We start from the raw sequence: 16,842 nt of genomic DNA, 5'->3' as shown, positions 1-16,842 counted from the left end.
GCTGGCCGTTTTAGCTATTCGCCGCAGATTGAACCATTACAGTTTTGGTTTGCCGTTTCAATAAAAACGATGCATGATGCATCAAAATAAACCGACAGGCCTCGACAGCCCAAGCGATTCCGGACGGGAGCGATGAGAGAAATCAGCAAGGATTCACTCGGGGACGCGATCTACCGGCAGATGTGCCGGGATTTGGTGCGAGGCAAGCTTCGCCCGGATCAAAAGGTCACCATCCGCAGCCTGGCTGAGTCGTTGGGAACCAGTTCCACTCCTGTGCGCGACGCGGTCCAGCGGCTGTTGCGCGACAACGCTCTGGAGCAGCGCACGGTAAGAGATGTCCGCGTGCCGGTCCTGACGATCAAACAATACCTTGAGATTTCCCGGATTCGCGCGGAACTGGAAGGGTTGGCCGCTGAACAGGCCGCCAAACGGGCACAGGACAAAGATGTGGCGAGGCTCCGCCGACTGGTTCAGCGCAACGAAGACGCAATCGCTTCGGCGCGCTGGCCGCAGGCGACCGAGTCGAATCAGCAGTTCCATTTCGCTCTGGCAGAGATCGCAGATATGCCAGTGCTGCTGAATATGCTGGATCGGATCTGGCTGCGGATGGGGCCGCTGCTTGCTGGCTATTATGCGAGCACAAATCAGGACATGGTGGAACACCACCACATCATCATTGCAGCCTGTGAGAGTCACGAGCCCGAAAAAGCCCGTGCTGCAATGCGGGCAGATATCGAAACGGCAAGGGAGGGGATCACCGCTTACATCGCAACGCTCAATTCCGCCTTAAATGGTCGCTTATCTCTCGGACAGACAGATCAAATTGGGGAAAGCTTGGATTTTATTCAGCCGGGCAACCCGGAATAAACAAACATAAACAACATTAACGACAGGGAGTGAACATGTTAAAACATCTCAAAATTGCAGCGGCAGCCACAGCGGCGGCCTTTGCTCTGGCGGGGCCGCTGGCGGCGCAAGACGCCGCGCCGAAATCAGGCGGCACACTGAATGTCGTCATTCAGCCGGAACCGCCGGGGTTGATGATTGGCCTGATGCAGAACGGCCCGACGCAGATGGTCGCGGGCGAAATTTACGAGAGCCTGCTGCGGTACGATTCAGACCTCGAACCCTCGGGACAGTTGGCCGAATCCTGGGAGATTTCGGAGGATGGGAAAACCTACACGTTCAAGCTGCGTGAAGGAGTTGTCTTCCACGACGGTACGCCGTTCACCTCGGCGGATGTAAAGTTCTCAATGGACAAGTTTTTGCGGGAAACACATTCCCGCATGCGGACCTATATGAAGCATGTCGAGAGCATCGAGACGCCTGACGATCATACGGTGGTCTTTAAGCTCGTACAGCCTTTTGGCCCCTTCATCGGGATTTTCGAGCCGGGGACCGCGCCGATGATCCCCAAGCATATCTATGACGGCACGGATTTTGCCAATAATCCTGCGAATAACACGCCGATCGGTACTGGCCCCTTCAAGTTCGACGAATGGGTCAAGGGCAGCTACATCCATCTTGTTAAAAACGATGGTTACTACATGGACGGAAAACCCTATGTAGATGAGGTGTATTACCACGTCATTCCGGACGCAGCATCGCGCGCCGTCGCTTACGAAACCGGACAGGTCGATGTCTTGCCTGGCGGGTCAATCGAGAATTTTGACGTGTCGCGTATCCGCGCCCTGGACAACACTTGCATCACCGACAAAGGCTGGGAATATTTTGGGCCGCTGTCGTGGATGTGGATCAACCTCAACAACAAGCCTCTGGATGATCTCAAGGTGCGGCAGGCAATGATGCATGCACTCGACCGCCAGTTTGCCATGGACGCGCTATGGAACGGTCTGGGCAAGGTCGCCACCGGCCCGCTTTCATCTTCGACCAGGTTCTACGCAGGTGATACACCGGATATTTCCTATGATCCGGTCAAGGCCAAGCAACTGCTGGAAGAAAGCAGTTATAACGGTGAAACCATCCGTCTGCTGGGCCTGCCTTATGGTGAAACATGGCAGCGTTGGGCCGAAGCGGTAAAACAAAATCTGAGCGAGATCGGCATGAAGGTGGAAATCGTGCCGTCGGATGTGGCGGGCTGGAACCAAAAGGTGGCCGACCGCGACTTCGATCTGGCGTTCACCTATCTGTATCAGTACGGCGATCCGGCGCTTGGGGTCTCGCGGACCTATATGAGCACCAACGCCGAACCGGGGTCACCTTGGAACAACGTGGCCAATTATCAGAACCCCGAAATCGACAAGATGTTCGACGAGGCAGCGCTGATGGCCGACCCCGAAGATCGCCGCGCGTCGTATAAGAAGATACAGGATAAGATCGTCAGCGACGTGGCGAACCTGTGGCTGCTTGAATTGGGCTTTCCCACCATCTACCGCTGCAACATCAAGAACCCGGTCAGCACCGCCTTGGGCGTGAATGACGGCTTCCGCGACGTGTGGATCGACAAAGCCGAATAAGGACGCAAAGTCCGACGGCCCGGACCGCCTATGCGGTGGCTCGGGCCGTCCCAATCACAGGACAAAAAGCGGGACAGAAAGCGTGATACGGTTCATTCTCGGCAGGCTTATCAAGGGGGTCTTCATCCTACTTGCGATCCTGATATTCAATTTTCTGCTGATCCACGCCGCCCCCGGCGACCCTGCTGCGGTCATGGCGGGCGAGGCGGGCGCAGCAGACGCAAAGTTTCTTGCCGATCTGCGCATGCGCTTCGGACTGGATCAGCCACTCTACATCCAACTGTGGACGTATCTGAAGGGCGCGATCCAGTTAGATCTGGGCTTTTCCTATCGTCAGCAAATGCCGGTAGCCGAGCTGATTGCCGACCGGTTGCCCGCCACCCTGCTGCTGACCGGGGTCGCCTTCGTGTTATCGCTGGTGCTGGGGGTGATCGCAGGTGTTGCCGCCTCGGCCCGTCAGGGGTCTTGGGGGGACACGATTATCTCAACGCTGGCGCTGTTGTTTTATGCGACACCGTTGTTCTGGGTGGCGTTGATGGCAGCGCTTGTTTTTTCGGTCTGGTTGAATTGGCTGCCGGGCTTTGGCTATTCCACCATCGGCGCAAACTACACGGGTTTCGCGCATGTGGTGGACGTAGCCAAGCACCTGATCCTGCCAGCCTCCACGCTGGGTCTCTTTTTCATGGCGATCTACATGCGCATGACACGCGCCTCGATGCTAGAGGTCAGTCGGCTGGATTTCGTCAAGACGGCTCGTGCCAAGGGACTAAAGCGCCGCCTGATCCAGCGTCGGCATATCCTGCGCAACGCGCTTTTGCCTGTTATCACCTTGGCCGGACTTCAGGCAGGACAGATCTTTGGCGGCGCAATTCTGACCGAAACGGTGTTTGCATGGCCCGGTATCGGGCGGCTGATGTTCGAGGCGATCAACCAACGCGACTACGCTGTAATCCTCGGCGTCTTCTACATCTCGGGCGCCATGGTGCTACTCTTCAATCTGATCACCGATGTCATCTACGTCATCGTTGACCCGCGTATAAGGCTGACAGGATGAAGGATTTCTGGAAACGTTTTAGCTACAACCGCGGGGCGGTGATCGGGCTGGTGATTCTGGCCGTGGTGATCGTCACCGCCATCGCCGCGCCGTTCCTGTTCCCGACAAGCCCATGGAAGATGGTACAGCGTCCCTTCCTGCCCCCGTTCACGCAAGACGGTCTGCCACTGGGAACCGATGCGCTTGGGCGAGACGTGCTGTCGGGGCTCGCCCATGGCGCCTATGTAAGCCTGCTGGTCGGGCTGGTCTCGACCATCGTGGCGCTGACCATCGGTGTGCCGGTGGGGGCGCTGGCGGGCTATTTCGTGGGCCGGGTGGACGACGCGCTGATGCGCTTCACTGAGTTCTTTCAGACGATTCCCAGCTTTGCGCTGGCTATCGTTCTTTTGGCGATCTTCCAGCCAAGCCTGACCTTCGTGATCATCGCCATCGCCATTGTCTCTTGGCCACCCGTGGCGCGACTGGTCCGAGGCGAGGTGCTGAGCCTGCGCACACGCGAGTTTGTCGAGGCCGCCACCCTATCGGGGTTGGGGAACACCCAGATCATCTTGCGTCATATCCTGCCCAACGCGCTCCCGCCGATTATCGTGCTGGCATCGCTCATGGTGGCGCAGGCGATCTTGCTGGAAAGCTCGCTCTCCTTCCTTGGCCTTGGCGACCCGAATATCATGTCTTGGGGTTACATGATCGGCGCGGCACGCACCGTGATCCGTACCGCATGGTGGCTATCCTTTCTGCCCGGCATGGCAATCCTGCTGACGGTTTTGGCCCTGAACCTGATCGGCGAGGGATTGAACGACGCCCTGAATCCCCGTTTGACAAGGAAGTCCAAATGAGCCTGCTGAGCATCCGCGAGCTAGCCATCGCTCTCCCCGGGGGGGCTGACCGTAAATATGCTGCAAAGGACATCAATTTCGATCTCGCCCCCGGAGAGATCCTGTGCATCGTAGGGGAAAGCGGATCAGGCAAATCCATGTCCGCGAATGCGGTGATGGGTTTGTTGCCGCAGGGCGTCAAACCCGTCGCTGGCACCATCATGTTTGACGGACAGGATGTGCTTACCCTGTCCGAAAAACAGATGCTGGAACTGCGCGGGCGGCGGATCTCCATGATCTTCCAAGAGCCGCTGAGCGCGCTGAACCCCCTGATGCGGGTGGGCGCGCAGATTGCCGAAGTGTTCGAGGCGCATGGCGAACTTAACCGCCAGGAACGGCGCGCACGCGCCCTGAAACTGCTGGACGAGGTCGGCATCCCCGATCCCGAAGCGGCAATCCGCGCCTACCCTTTTCAGCTGTCCGGTGGGCAGCGGCAGCGGGTGATGATCGCGATGGCACTGGCGCTGGAGCCTGACATTCTGATCGCGGATGAACCGACCACGGCACTTGATGTCACCACACAGGCGCAAATCCTGAAGCTGATCGAGAGTCTGCGCCGCTCGCGGGACATGGCTGTGATTTTCATTACTCATGATTTTGGCGTCGTCGCTGACATTGCCGACCGCGTTATCGTCATGCAGACCGGCGAGATTGTTGAAAGCGGGCCTGCGAATGAGGTTCTGCTGCACCCACAGCACCCCTATACTCGCGCCCTGATCGACGCCATTCCCCGGCTAAACCAGCGTGAAGATGTCGAAACGCACGAGCATCGGCCAGTGCTGAGCGTCGAGGGGCTGAACAAGACCTTTATCACCGGCTCGGGTAAGCTTTTCGGCAAGCCGCGGGTGGTCAAGGCGGTGCAGGATGTAAGTTTCGAGCTTTACGCCGGTGAGACAATCGGCATCGTTGGCGAAAGCGGGTCAGGAAAATCCACCGTCGGACGTTGCCTGACCCGACTGATCCGCCCAGACGAAGGCCGCGTGATGCTTGATGGGGCCGATCTTGCGCATATGTCGGGGGCTGAACTGCGCGACCAGCGGCGCAAACTCCAGATGATCTTTCAGGACCCGTTTTCGTCACTCAACCCGCGTGCGCGGGTGTCGCGTATCCTGACAGAAGGGCTGATCGCCTATGGCACGCCCAGCGCGCAGGCAATTGACAAAGCCCGCGAGCTTCTCAATCTGGTTGGGCTTGATCCCTCGGCGATGCAGCGCTTTCCGCATGAATTTTCCGGCGGTCAGCGACAGCGGATCGGCATTGCCCGTGCGCTGGCACTCGACCCTTCGATCATCATCGCGGACGAGGCCGTTTCAGCCCTCGATGTGTCCATACAGGCGCAGGTTCTGGACCTACTGGCCGATCTTAAAACCCGGCTGAACCTGTCCATGCTGTTCATCACCCATGATCTGCGCGTCGCCGCGCGCATCTGCGATCGTATTATCGTGATGCAAAAAGGGGCTATTGTCGAAATGGGACCAACCAGCAAAGTTCTGCACGATCCCGACACCGCCTATACGCGCAGCTTGCTGGATGCGATTCCGGGACAGGAATACGAACGCGCATTGTCAGGAGCCCGGTAGGATGGCCGACGCCCAGCCAAACCGCAGTTTAGAACAAGCCCACGCGGCGCAGGCTTGAAAAGGATAGACGGATGAAAGTATTTTTTGACGACCGCCAGCGTATCCATGATCCGCAATTTCGCTTGTCGGATGGGCGCGTCATTTTAAATCCTGACCGGCCAGAGCGCGTGGATCAATTGCTGCAAGGCGTTGCAGAGGCGGGCCTTCGCACCCAAAGCCCTACCGATTTCGGACTGACCCCGCTGGCGGCGCTGCACACGCCACGCTATCTGGATTTTTTGCGCACGATCTATGCGCGCCGCAGAGCAGTAGTGCCTGATCTGGCCGAAGTCGTGCCCGGTCGAATCTGCGTCGATCCGCTTAGAAATTATTCGACCGACACTGAGGCTCAGATCGGGTTTCACAACGCCGATACCTCTTGCCCGATTTCCGAGCACACTTGGGACGCGGTCTACTGGTCGGCCCAGACCGCGCTAAGCGCCGCATCAGAGGTTCTGCACGGCGCGCGCGCGGCATATGCGCTTTGTCGTCCATCTGGCCACCATGCCTACCGCGAGATCGCTGGGGGCTTTTGCTTTTTGAACAACTCTGGCATCGCGGCAGAGTATCTGCGTAGTCAGGGGCACCGCCCGGCGATCCTTGATATCGACGTGCATCACGGGAATGGAACACAGGCGATTTTCTATGACCGCGACGATGTGCTGACTGTCTCAATCCATGTCGATCCAGCGCAGTTCTATCCCTATTACGCCGGCGCCGCGAACGAGGCAGGCAAAGGGCGAGGTGTTGGCTGCAACCTGAATCTGCCCTTACCACGCGGCGCTGACAATGCGACCTATCTCTCCGCCCTTGACATAGCGCTGCGGCAGATTGCTGATTTCGGGGCCGACGTGATCGTTGTGGCTGTGGGGCTTGATACCCATGAAAACGATCCGTTTCATGGAATGGCTGTGACGACCGACTGCTACGCGGATATTGCTGCCGCGATCCGTAGTGTCGGGGTTCCGGTGCTGAATGTACAAGAAGGCGGCTATTCACAGCCCTATTTGGGTGCGAACCTCGCCCGCTATCTTGGCGATTTTGCGGCCTGAGCCGTATCATTAAGGACGACCCGATGACCGCTATCTCCCGTCACGCGTTTGGCCCAAGGATGGACCAGGCCGCCTGCCACAGAGGTCTGCTCCGGCTTGCCGACATGGTCGAGGGGCAAACGATCATGACCAGTTTCAAAGGAGATATCCATGCGTCAGCTATTTGAAGATATCTGCCCGCCAGAGGCTATCGTTGCACCGGCACAGTTGCGCCTCCGCGATCCGGGCTACTCCGCCACCAGCCGTGATGCTGGCCTGTTGCTGCGTCCGGACACGACCGCGATGGTCGCGGCAATCTGCCGGACGGCGCAGGCGCAGGGTATCGGCATCGTGCCGCAGGGCGGTCTGACCGGTCTAGTCGACGGTACGGCGACGACAGCCGATCAGATAGCACTGTCGCTGGAGCGGATGACAGCGATCCTGCGCGTCGATCCGGTTCAGCGCATCATCGTCGCCGAGGCCGGGGCGACCCTGCAACAGGTGAACGACGCCGCAGCGCGCTACGGTCTGATGACCGGCATCGACATCCCGTCACGGGGCAATTGCACGCTGGGCGGTATCATCTCCACCAATGCTGGCGGCATTCGGGTGATCCGCTATGGCATGACGCGCGACAACGTGCTGGGCCTGACCGCCGTTTTGCCCGACGGGACGGTGATCGAGGACATGAACACGCTGCTAAAAAACAACACCGGCTATGATCTGAAACAGCTTTTCATCGGCAGCGAAGGCACGTTGGGGATCGTCACCGCCGCCGTTCTGCGGCTTTACCCACGGCCTGATACGACCGGGGTTGCGCTTTTGTCCTGCCCGGATTTGGGCGCGGCACAGGCGCTTTTGGCGATTGCACAACGCATGGCCAGCGGCAATCTGCTGTCCTTTGAGGCGATGTGGCCCGAATATTATGCCCTTACGAGCGGGCTTCTGTGCAAGGGGCACGAACCGCTGCCACCCGACGCGGCGCTAAAGATCATTCTCGAGGTCGCCGGCAAGGACAGTGACGCGACCGAAGCGCTGCTGCTCAGCATTTTCGAGGACGCCGCCGAGGCCGGGCATGTCGCGGACGGCGTGATCGCCAAATCGCAGACCGAACAGCTGGCGATCTGGTCGATCCGCGAAGACACTGATCTGATTGCCCAACCGCTTGGGGCATTTCTGTCCTATGATATCAGCATTGAAGCGAATGAGATCACGGGTTTTCTGGACCGTTGGGACCGCGCACGGGCCACACATTTTCCAGAGCTTGATAGTTTCGTCTTCGGCCATCTTGGCGACTGCAACCTGCATGTCTGTATGGCGGTATCACCTGATACAAAACAGAATCGCGGGCCAATTGATGATATCTTCTATGATACCGTTACCAGCACGCCGGGCTCATCAATTTCGGCCGAACATGGTATCGGGCTTGGCAAACGCAAGCAACTGCCCCACAACCGCTCGCCTGCCTCACTCGCGCTGATGCGTCAGATCAAGGCTACGCTGGACCCCAAGGCCATCATGAATCCCGGCAAATTGCTGGCCGAGATTTAGCCGGTATAGTCGCGCGGTTCCAGCGGCCTGTCTTTCCTTGACATGTCCAAGTCGGTGGATCGCGGCTCTGTGGGCCCAAAGCAGACATTGCACGGCTTCATCTCGCGGTATGGTCAACCCACAGGTCGAATGCGCCTGAGCGTACGCGGCGATAGGACTTGGCAACAAGGCCGGGACGGCTGGGCGAAAAGAGTACCGCACAGAAAATGGCACATTACAAATTACGACGCCAACTTGGCTGGTCTGGCCAATTTCCTGAAAATCAGTCACAAGACATGACGTTCGACAGGAAAGAGACCATCCGCCATGCCTGCCAAGCATTTAGACATGCCACACCTTCTGGCAGATCTCCTGCATTTTCTCGAAAGGCCGTCTATTGACCAATCCGGTGCGCCGTCATTGGCATTGGAACCACAGTTACAGGCAGGGTTGGCGTGGCTGCGGGGGCTGGACTCTGAAGCCGCTGAGCCCCTCGCTGACCTGATCGGGTGTTTGATCACACGGTTGGCTCAGGACCGGCTGGCCGGACGCATCGCCCTGCAATCTGCGCAGTTCGAGCTTCAAACTCTGCGACAAAACTGTGCCTCCGAGGATCAGGACCGCCTCACCGGCGAGGCGCGTGCATTGGGCCTGCTCCTGGCCCGTTTGCTGCCCGATTTACCAGACAGCTTGCAAACGGTGGCCTTTTCAACCGCAGACTATCTTGCGCTCAATCCGGACGTGGCCGAAGCGGGCCTCGACCCCTTGGAACATTACCTCTCAAGCGGCGCTATGGAAGGGCGCGCGCCCCGGCGACTGGCCACAGGGTCTACTCAACTCGGCGGTTCTGACGCCGGCAAGGGCCTGTCCGCGTTCACAGGATCGTCAGAGTCACCCCGGTTCTGTCGCGACATGCCTGAAACGCTGCGCGATGAGGCGCTGATGTTGCTAGGGGCCAAGAAACCCGATGTGACCGTTATTTTACCAACATGGAACCGGGCGCACACGGTGCTGTCATCAATCGCCTCAGCGCTCTTGCAATCCTATCCGCCAAAAGAGGTGATTGTCATAGACGACGGCAGCACCGACGCCACGGTCGAACTCTTGCAACAGCGCTTTCCTGAACCCTTGCAAGAGGGGCGGCTCGTGCTCATCACGCAGGCCAACATGGGCGTTTCGGCCGCCCGCAACGCAGGGCTAGAACGCGCACAAGGGGATTTTTTCGCCTATCTCGACAGCGATAATCATTGGGATTCCGATCACCTTCTCTATGCACTGGCAGGATTGCTTGCGGTGCCCCATGCCCAGTGCGCCTATACGGCGCTCAGCCGCCACAATCTCTCGCATGGCTGGAGCGACATTCTTTTTCACCCCTATGACAAGGCAAAACTGGCAGAGACAAACTACATCGACCTCAACAGTTTTGTGCATCATCGAACGCTCTTTGACAAACTTGGGGGCTTTGATACCGGTCTCACGCGGCTCGTGGATTGGGACCTTATAATGAGATACACAGCCACCGGGGACCCGGTCGCCCTGCCTGTCATCACCGGACATCATGTCGTAGACAGCGTTAGTCTTAACAACATCACGACCAGCGAAAACCTTGCACCGAACCTCGCCTATATTCGCGCCAAGCAAAGCATCACCTGAGAGGGCCCGTGACACAGTCCGAAGACGACAACGCACAGCGGGGCATCGCCGCACTCAAATACCAGAACAGGTTGCTTCTGGCTCAGGTCGAGGAACTGCGTGCAACCCTAGCCACGCGCGATGACGAAATCACCCGCCTGATCGGTCGCCTGCTAGAGCAAGAGGCTAAGACCATGGAACGGCCCGGCCATTTGGCGTGGCTGCGCAATTGGTGGCGCTGAGCACATGCGGCGATTGGTTAAAAATGGGGATATCGCGCGCATACGCACCAGCCCGCTCTTTGATCCCGGATGGTATAGCAACACCTATCCGGACGTGGCGCGCCTGCCGTTGGACCCCGCGTCACATTTCGCGCGTGTCGGCGCATTCCTCGGACGTGATCCGGGGCCTAATTTTGCGTCAAGATATTATCTTGCAACCAATCCAGACGTTGCGGCGGCAGGTCTCAGCCCCCTGTTGCACTACCTGACGGCGGGACAATCCGAGGGCCGGGCACCGCATCCCGGCGTACTGCCACCACGCCCCGCCGCACCGTTGCGACGGCTCAAGCATTTGCGCGACCTTTTGGAAACCGGCGGGCTCGACGCTGGACCGCGCGCCGCACTGGCAGATATGGCAGAGGGCGGGCACGGCCCTGACGCCGCGGCTGGCGCAGCCGAGGCGCTTGCCCTCATGGCGCTCCGACGCAATGACAACGCCGAGGCACGCCATTGGCTGGATACCCGCATCAAGATCAGCCGCGATGCCATGGCCCGGCTCGCGCCTCTCATGGCCCTTGCGGCAGCGCGCGATGGGGATGTGACCACAGCGCAGGGCGTGGCCGACGCAGCCCCCCAAACTGCTGCATTGCATCTGGCACGCATCTGGTGGGCTAAAACCGAAGCCGAAACTCTGGCCTGTCTGAATGCCGCACTGACCCAGTCCAATCTTTTGCCCGTCGCACTGCAAGAAGGGAAAGGCCCTTTGTTTGACCGGCTTATCCCCGGCATGCCGCGTCCGGCAAACTCTCCGGACAGCCCGGTCGTCAGCGTCTTGATGGCTGCATTTAACTGTGAGGATACGATACCGACAGCACTGCGCGCCATGCAGGCCCAGAGCTGGACCGCGTTTGAGCTTTTGGTGATCGACGACGCAAGCACGGACAACACCCCCCGGATCGTTGCTGAATATGCGTCCCAAGATCCCCGCATCCGTCTGATCCCCCTCTCCCGAAACCGGGGTGCTTATGCTGCGCGCAATGCCGGATTGGCCGAGGCGCGGGGCCAGTTCGTGACCTTGCATGACGCTGATGATTGGTCACATCCCGACCGGCTGCGTCTTCAAATCGAATTCTTGCTTGCAAATCGCGGCATTGTCGGCTGTCTCAGCCAACAGGCCCGCTGCACCCCCTATCTGCGTGTCAGCCGCTGGACGGGTCAGGGCGCGCTGTTCTTTGAGAACATGACATCCTTGATGCTACCCACTGACCTTGTGCGTAACTGTCTCGGGGGATGGGACGATGTGCGCGTTTCGGCCGATAGCGAACTGCTGCGGCGGGTGCGCCGCCTGTTCGGAGAGAGGGCCGTTGCCGCCCCGGACACCGGCCCGCTGGCCCTGCAACGCGCCAGTGACACCAGCGCAACAGCGGACAAAACCATCGGCATGGATTGGTTCTATTACGGGGCACGGCGCGAGTATTACGAGGCGCAGTTGCATCACCATGCCACCGCATGGCATTTGTGCTATCCACCGGACAAGGCCCGAACATTCCCCGCCCCCGACAACCTTCAGACCGGGCGCAGCGAGACTAGGCTCGACCGCGTTTATGCCGGGCTGCTGACCGTGCAGGATGAGGCGCTCAAACGTTTGCTTGACTGGCTCAATGAGGATCAAGCACAGGGCCGCAAGGTCGGGCTGGTGCCGCTTTATGCCAGTACAATGCCAAGCGACGGTGGCCTTTCGATCCATCCGCACCTGCGTCACCTTATCGACGGGATCAATCTGCGTGTGCTCTGCTACGGCGAAGAGGTGCACTGCGAACGCTATATCCGCTTGCCCGGACAGAGCATAACCGAGCCGCACCGCTATCTGCCAACGGTCCACGAGGGCAATCGCTGCGTGCTATCGCCGGGACGGGTGCCGGCAGAACAGGTTTAAATGCCGCCGCCCCCCTGCGAAGGGTGACAAAGTGGCGGGTCTTAAAATCATACTCAGATCGGTTCGGCGCAGGGTTTGCGGCCTTATCCCCAATCTCAAAGAAACTGGAAATCATCCAAGGGCAGTTCTCCCACCGAGCGGATCATTCCCTTCTTTCTGATTTTCCAGATCCACCTTGACGCTCTGCGTCTTGCCATCCTTGGACTCGCCGAAATAGATCGTCTGGTGCGGGAACGGAATCTCGATGTTGCGCGCATCAAAGACCGTCTTGAGTACGCCGTTATAGGCTCGCCCAATGCCCCATTGCCGCCCCGGAACGCATTTGATCCGGGCACGCAGCATCACGGCACTGTCACCAAAGCTGTTGACGCCGAACCACTCCAACTCGTCCAGAATTCCATTCGCCTGCTCGGGATCGCCCTTGAGTTCGGCAAAGGCGTCGAGCATCGCCTGTTTCGCCTCGTCGATGTCTTCGCGATAGGCAACGCCCATATCACAGACGAAATAGCCGTAGTCCTTGACGTAGTTTGACACCATATCGACCGACGAAAACGGAATAATGTGATAGGCTCCCTGCACGTCGCGCAGACTTACAGAACGGATCGTCAGGCGCTCTACGGTGCCAGTAACGCCCCCGACCGTGACCACGTCACCCACATTCATCGCATTCTCGAACTGAATGAAAATGCCGGTGATGATGTCCTGAACCATCTTTTGAGCGCCAAACCCAATGGCCAGACCCAGCACCCCCGCAGAGGCCAACAGCGGCGCGATGTCGAGACCGACTTCGGACAGCACAAACATCAACGTGATGACAACAAGAGCAATGGTCGCGGCGTTGCGCAGCAAGGTGAGCAACGTCTTTTCGCGCGCAGTGGCCACGCTGCCAAACTCCGGGTTGAGCCGGTAGTCCACCCAAGAGGTCAAGCCAAGCCATAGGCCAAAGGACACCAGCAGCACCAGAGCCACCGACAGGATCGTGCCGGTGAGGCGCAGACCAAACTGGCTGACCATCCAAGCGCGCAGGTCGATCAAACCGATGGCGTTTAGCGCCAGCAACATGACCAGACCAAAAATCAGGGCGCGCAGCGCAAAGAGCATCTTAGGCACAAAGGTATTAAGGCGTGCCTGCAAGAGCGGCACTCTCGCTGACACCCCCGCCGGAAGCATCACCCCCCGCACCATCGCACGGCTCAAGAACCCTGCGACAGAGAACCCCAAGAGGCCAACGACCAGAACCTGACCTGAGGCAAGGAAAGTCTGGAAAACCGCATTACCGGGGCGAAGCAGGACGATCACGAACATCGCCAAGAGATAGCCCACGACCGGCCAGTGCCAGTGCCGCGAGAGATAGGCCAGCGCACCCTGGCGGCGGGTCCCATCGTCACCATGTGCACCCAGCATCCATTCCGTCACGATCTTGCGATTGCGCAGCACCAACCAGATGGCAAAGGTCAGAACGACAAACGCGATCAGTGCCGATACCGCCCGCCCTGCGGCATAGGACACATTGCTGTTGATGATCGGCACAATCAAAAGCTGACCATATCCCACAACCCCGACAATCAGGTTGATCCGCGAAGACAGATAGGACGCTGCCCGGTCAGTGATCGGCAATGGCCGCAGTGACGTTGCAGAGGGCGACAAGACGAGCCGCACCGCGACCTTTGCCATTTCCACCAGAAGGAACGCATTGAGATAAAGCGTCTGACGGATGCCGATTTGTCCAAACTCGCCCAGCGCCAGAATTACCAGAACATATCCCGCAGCCCAAGCGACGAGGACAATCAAACCATCAATCACGGCGGACATGATAAAGAGCATCACAGCCCGCGCCATCCCGCCATCACGCGCAGAGGCGCTCATCCGCGCATAGAGCGATTTACCAAGACCACGCAGCACAAAGAACGCCGCCACCGTGCTGGCGATCACGAGCGCCAGTTCGGCCAAAGCATCAAGCAGGACGCTGGCCTCGCCGCCGCTCAACCCGTCGAACACCTCAGGCGCGCGCGCGATCTCGCGCGACAGGCGCGCGGTCCAACCGGCGATATCTTCGGCGGCAGCCTGCGTGATCAAGGCCACCCTGCGCCCGAGGGACAGATCCTCGGACGGGGCCTCGCCTTGGGTAAGCGTCGCGCTCACCTCTTCCCCGAGTGTGGCGGTATCAGACACGCCCACCGCACGCAGCCTATCAATCAACTCGGTTCTTGTCGCTTCGTTCTCGATCACGCCGATGAGCAGGTCAACGCTGGTCTGTTGTGCACTCGTATCGCTGGGGGCTGCCCGGCTCTGCTGTGCCGGGACCGCAGAGACCGTCAAGAAAAGTGCGACGAGAAAACTCGCAAAATATCTTACCATGACACACAGTCTCCATGTCCCGTTCGAGTTTTGGGCACATGGAAGCGCCCGTCAGGTGGCGTTGGTTCCGAATGAACCCGCACCTCGCCTTTCAGCGTCAGGACCCTGATATCTATTGGAATATCATTCGGGGTCAAGGACAGGCCGGTAATAAGAGACTTTCAGCGGGGATTTGCGACACGGGCTGAGCCCTCAGTCTGCCCGTCCTGATGCATAGTCAAACCACTGCGGAATAATCCCGAAAAGGATCGCGACCCGCCCCATCCAGACGGGCCGCAGTTTTCATCATCCGAGGTGGTGCACCTCCTGCCGCCCATAAACCGGCGTGGCAATTCCCTCCATCCGCGCCTTGAGTTGTAGGGCCAGGAATTGCGAGTAATGGCGTGACTGGTGCAGGTTGCCACCATGAAACCAGAGCGCGTCTTGCTGTGTCGGTTTCCACATATTACGTTGCTCACCCTCCCATGGGCCGGGGTCTTTGGTCGTATCGGACCCGAGCCCCCAAACCTTGCCCACACGGTCGGCCATGTCCTGCCCCATCAGGTCCGCAACCCAACCGTTCATCGAATTATAACCGGTGGCATAGACGATCAGATCAGCTTCCAGCTTTTCGCCGGTATCAAGGAGCACGCCGTCCTCCACCACCTCGGTCACCTGCCCCTTGGCAAGCTTGATCTTGCCGTCAATGATCAACTGACTCGCGCCCACGTCGATGTAGTAGCCAGACCCGCGCCGGAGGTATTTCATAAACAGCCCCGATCCGTCATCACCCCAATCGAGCCGGAATCCTGCCTTTTCAAGACCTGCGTAGAAATTCTCATCGATCTCGCGCATCTTGTCATAAAGCGGGATCTGAAATTCATGCATGATCCGATAGGGCAACGAGGCAAAGATCAGATCAGCCTTTTCCGTGGTCATGCCGTCACGCACCGCCTGTTCCGAGTAAAGCGCACCAAGACCAATATCCATGAGAGTGTCAGAGCGCACGATATGCGTGGACGACCGCTGCACCATGGTCACATCGGCGTCATGCTCCCAGAGCGCGGCGCAGATGTCATGCGCCGAGTTATTCGAGCCGATCACCACGCATTTCTTGCCTGCATAGGCATCGGGACCGGGGTGCTTGGACGAATGATGCTGCTCCCCCTTGAAGGTCTCCATACCCGGAAACTCCGGCATGCGCGGCTTGCCCGACATTCCGGTGGCCATCACAAGCTGTTTGGGGCGCAGCGTCACCTCTTCACCGTCACGGTCCACGACAATGGTCCATTCGCCCTTGGTCGCGTCATAGCGTGCCGATTGTGCCTCTGAGCGGGTCCAGTAATTCAGCTCCATCACCTTGGTATACATTTCCAGCCAATCACCGACCTTGTCCTTGGGAGCAAAGACAGGCCAGTTCTCGGGGAACTTGATATAAGGCAGGTGGTCGTACCAGACCGGATCATGCAGGCAGAGCGACTTGTAGCGCCGCCGCCAGCTATCGCCGGGACGATCGTTCTTTTCCACGATGATCGTGGGCACACCCAACTGACGCAGCCGCGCACCCAGCGCGATACCGCCCTGTCCGCCGCCGATGATCACCGTATAGGGCTGCGTCTCATAGCCCAAGCTCTGCAATTCGTGCTCGCGCTCTTCCTTCCAAGTCGTGCGATGTTTGTCTGCACCATGCTTGGCCCCCAGAGGCCGGTCAAATCCCTTGGCCTCCTCATACCCTTTCAGCTCGACCATAGTCGTCAGCAGCGTCCAGATCTTGCCGTCCTTGAGGCGGACCAGACCATAGCCGCGCGCCACATCCGTCTCAAACTCGATCCACGCCGTGATCACACCTCCCGCCTCATCTGGCATCTCGCCCGCCGCGAGCGTCCAATTGCGCGGTTTGGTCGTGGCAAGCTGATGGCGCAGCATATCCTCGACCTGATCCTTGCCTTCGACCGTCTTTAGGTTCCAGGTGAAACTGACCAAATCACGCCAATAGCAATCGTCCTGAAACATCTCGCGGGCGGCGGCGATGTCGCCTGCCTCCAGCACCTTACCGAACTGATCCAGAAACGCCTGCGTTTGATCGACCACTGTCGAATCGAGCATATTATCCTCCCTTGGTTGTGATTG

At 58.9% G+C, this 16,842-nt stretch carries 12 protein-coding genes; 10 read left to right on the top strand and 2 right to left on the bottom strand.

The window, feature by feature from the left end:
- Nucleotides 1-132 precede the first annotated feature (132 nt).
- The 10 genes from ACN0SW_RS15505 (at nt 133) to ACN0SW_RS15460 (ending at nt 12,375) form a co-directional block, all read left to right on the top strand.
- Nucleotides 133-867 (top strand): GntR family transcriptional regulator, encoded by a 735-nt coding sequence (locus ACN0SW_RS15505; RefSeq protein WP_417728837.1) that lies wholly within the window; start codon nt 133-135, stop codon nt 865-867.
- Nucleotides 868-902: 35 nt separating this feature from the next.
- Nucleotides 903-2,477: an ABC transporter substrate-binding protein gene (locus tag ACN0SW_RS15500; RefSeq protein WP_417728836.1), complete on the top strand. Its 1,575-nt coding sequence runs from the start codon at nt 903-905 to the stop codon at nt 2,475-2,477.
- Between the two features lie 82 nt (nt 2,478-2,559).
- Nucleotides 2,560-3,531: an ABC transporter permease gene (locus ACN0SW_RS15495; protein WP_417728835.1), complete on the top strand. Its 972-nt coding sequence runs from the start codon at nt 2,560-2,562 to the stop codon at nt 3,529-3,531.
- Nucleotides 3,528-4,367, top strand: a complete 840-nt coding sequence (locus tag ACN0SW_RS15490) for an ABC transporter permease (RefSeq protein ID WP_417728834.1) — start codon at nt 3,528-3,530, stop codon at nt 4,365-4,367. Before ACN0SW_RS15495 ends, ACN0SW_RS15490 begins: the two co-directional genes overlap by 4 nt.
- Nucleotides 4,364-5,986 carry an ABC transporter ATP-binding protein gene (locus tag ACN0SW_RS15485; protein ID WP_417728833.1) on the top strand — a complete coding sequence of 541 codons (1,623 nt, stop codon included), beginning with the start codon at nt 4,364-4,366 and terminating at the stop codon, nt 5,984-5,986. The genes ACN0SW_RS15490 and ACN0SW_RS15485 overlap by 4 nt, the downstream gene beginning before the upstream one ends.
- A gap of 71 nt (nt 5,987-6,057) precedes the next feature.
- Complete coding sequence (locus ACN0SW_RS15480) at nt 6,058-7,077, top strand: histone deacetylase family protein (protein WP_417728832.1); 1,020 nt, start codon at nt 6,058-6,060, stop codon at nt 7,075-7,077.
- Nucleotides 7,078-7,227: 150 nt separating this feature from the next.
- Nucleotides 7,228-8,607, top strand: coding sequence for an FAD-binding oxidoreductase (locus ACN0SW_RS15475; RefSeq protein WP_417728831.1), 1,380 nt, complete (start codon nt 7,228-7,230; stop codon nt 8,605-8,607).
- Nucleotides 8,608-8,934: 327 nt separating this feature from the next.
- Nucleotides 8,935-10,239, top strand: a complete 1,305-nt coding sequence (locus ACN0SW_RS15470; RefSeq protein ID WP_417728830.1) for a glycosyltransferase family 2 protein — start codon at nt 8,935-8,937, stop codon at nt 10,237-10,239.
- Nucleotides 10,240-10,247: 8 nt separating this feature from the next.
- Nucleotides 10,248-10,460 carry a hypothetical protein gene (locus ACN0SW_RS15465; RefSeq protein ID WP_417728829.1) on the top strand — a complete coding sequence of 71 codons (213 nt, stop codon included), beginning with the start codon at nt 10,248-10,250 and terminating at the stop codon, nt 10,458-10,460.
- 4 nt (nt 10,461-10,464) lie between these two features.
- Nucleotides 10,465-12,375, top strand: coding sequence for a glycosyltransferase family 2 protein (locus tag ACN0SW_RS15460; protein ID WP_417728828.1), 1,911 nt, complete (start codon nt 10,465-10,467; stop codon nt 12,373-12,375).
- Between the two features lie 111 nt (nt 12,376-12,486).
- On the opposite strand, the gene ACN0SW_RS15455 is transcribed toward ACN0SW_RS15460, so the two are convergent.
- Together ACN0SW_RS15455 and ACN0SW_RS15450 are read right to left on the bottom strand one after the other, a co-directional pair.
- A complete protein-coding gene (locus tag ACN0SW_RS15455) occupies nt 12,487-14,733 on the bottom strand; it encodes a mechanosensitive ion channel domain-containing protein (RefSeq protein ID WP_417728827.1) in 2,247 nt (748 codons plus the stop codon).
- A gap of 285 nt (nt 14,734-15,018) precedes the next feature.
- Nucleotides 15,019-16,818: an NAD(P)-binding domain-containing protein gene (locus ACN0SW_RS15450; RefSeq protein ID WP_417728826.1), complete on the bottom strand. Its 1,800-nt coding sequence runs from the start codon at nt 16,816-16,818 to the stop codon at nt 15,019-15,021.
- Between the last annotated feature and the right edge of the window lie 24 nt (nt 16,819-16,842).

The sequence above is a fragment of the Roseovarius sp. genome (assembly GCF_048262375.1).
Taxonomy (GTDB): domain Bacteria; phylum Pseudomonadota; class Alphaproteobacteria; order Rhodobacterales; family Rhodobacteraceae; genus Roseovarius.
The sequence above is the reverse complement of the archived record's forward strand: the minus strand, read 5'-3'. Positions and strand labels throughout refer to the sequence as shown.

Coding starts and splice junctions, on each gene's coding strand:
- ACN0SW_RS15490 (WP_417728834.1), top strand. CDS start 3,528: ATGAAGGATTTCTGGAAACGTTTTAGCTACAACCGCGGGGCGGTGATC.
- ACN0SW_RS15455 (WP_417728827.1), bottom strand. CDS start 14,733: ATGGTAAGATATTTTGCGAGTTTTCTCGTCGCACTTTTCTTGACGGTC.
- ACN0SW_RS15500 (WP_417728836.1), top strand. CDS start 903: ATGTTAAAACATCTCAAAATTGCAGCGGCAGCCACAGCGGCGGCCTTT.
- ACN0SW_RS15505 (WP_417728837.1), top strand. CDS start 133: ATGAGAGAAATCAGCAAGGATTCACTCGGGGACGCGATCTACCGGCAG.
- ACN0SW_RS15480 (WP_417728832.1), top strand. CDS start 6,058: ATGAAAGTATTTTTTGACGACCGCCAGCGTATCCATGATCCGCAATTT.
- ACN0SW_RS15460 (WP_417728828.1), top strand. CDS start 10,465: ATGCGGCGATTGGTTAAAAATGGGGATATCGCGCGCATACGCACCAGC.
- ACN0SW_RS15475 (WP_417728831.1), top strand. CDS start 7,228: ATGCGTCAGCTATTTGAAGATATCTGCCCGCCAGAGGCTATCGTTGCA.
- ACN0SW_RS15470 (WP_417728830.1), top strand. CDS start 8,935: ATGCCACACCTTCTGGCAGATCTCCTGCATTTTCTCGAAAGGCCGTCT.
- ACN0SW_RS15485 (WP_417728833.1), top strand. CDS start 4,364: ATGAGCCTGCTGAGCATCCGCGAGCTAGCCATCGCTCTCCCCGGGGGG.
- ACN0SW_RS15450 (WP_417728826.1), bottom strand. CDS start 16,818: ATGCTCGATTCGACAGTGGTCGATCAAACGCAGGCGTTTCTGGATCAG.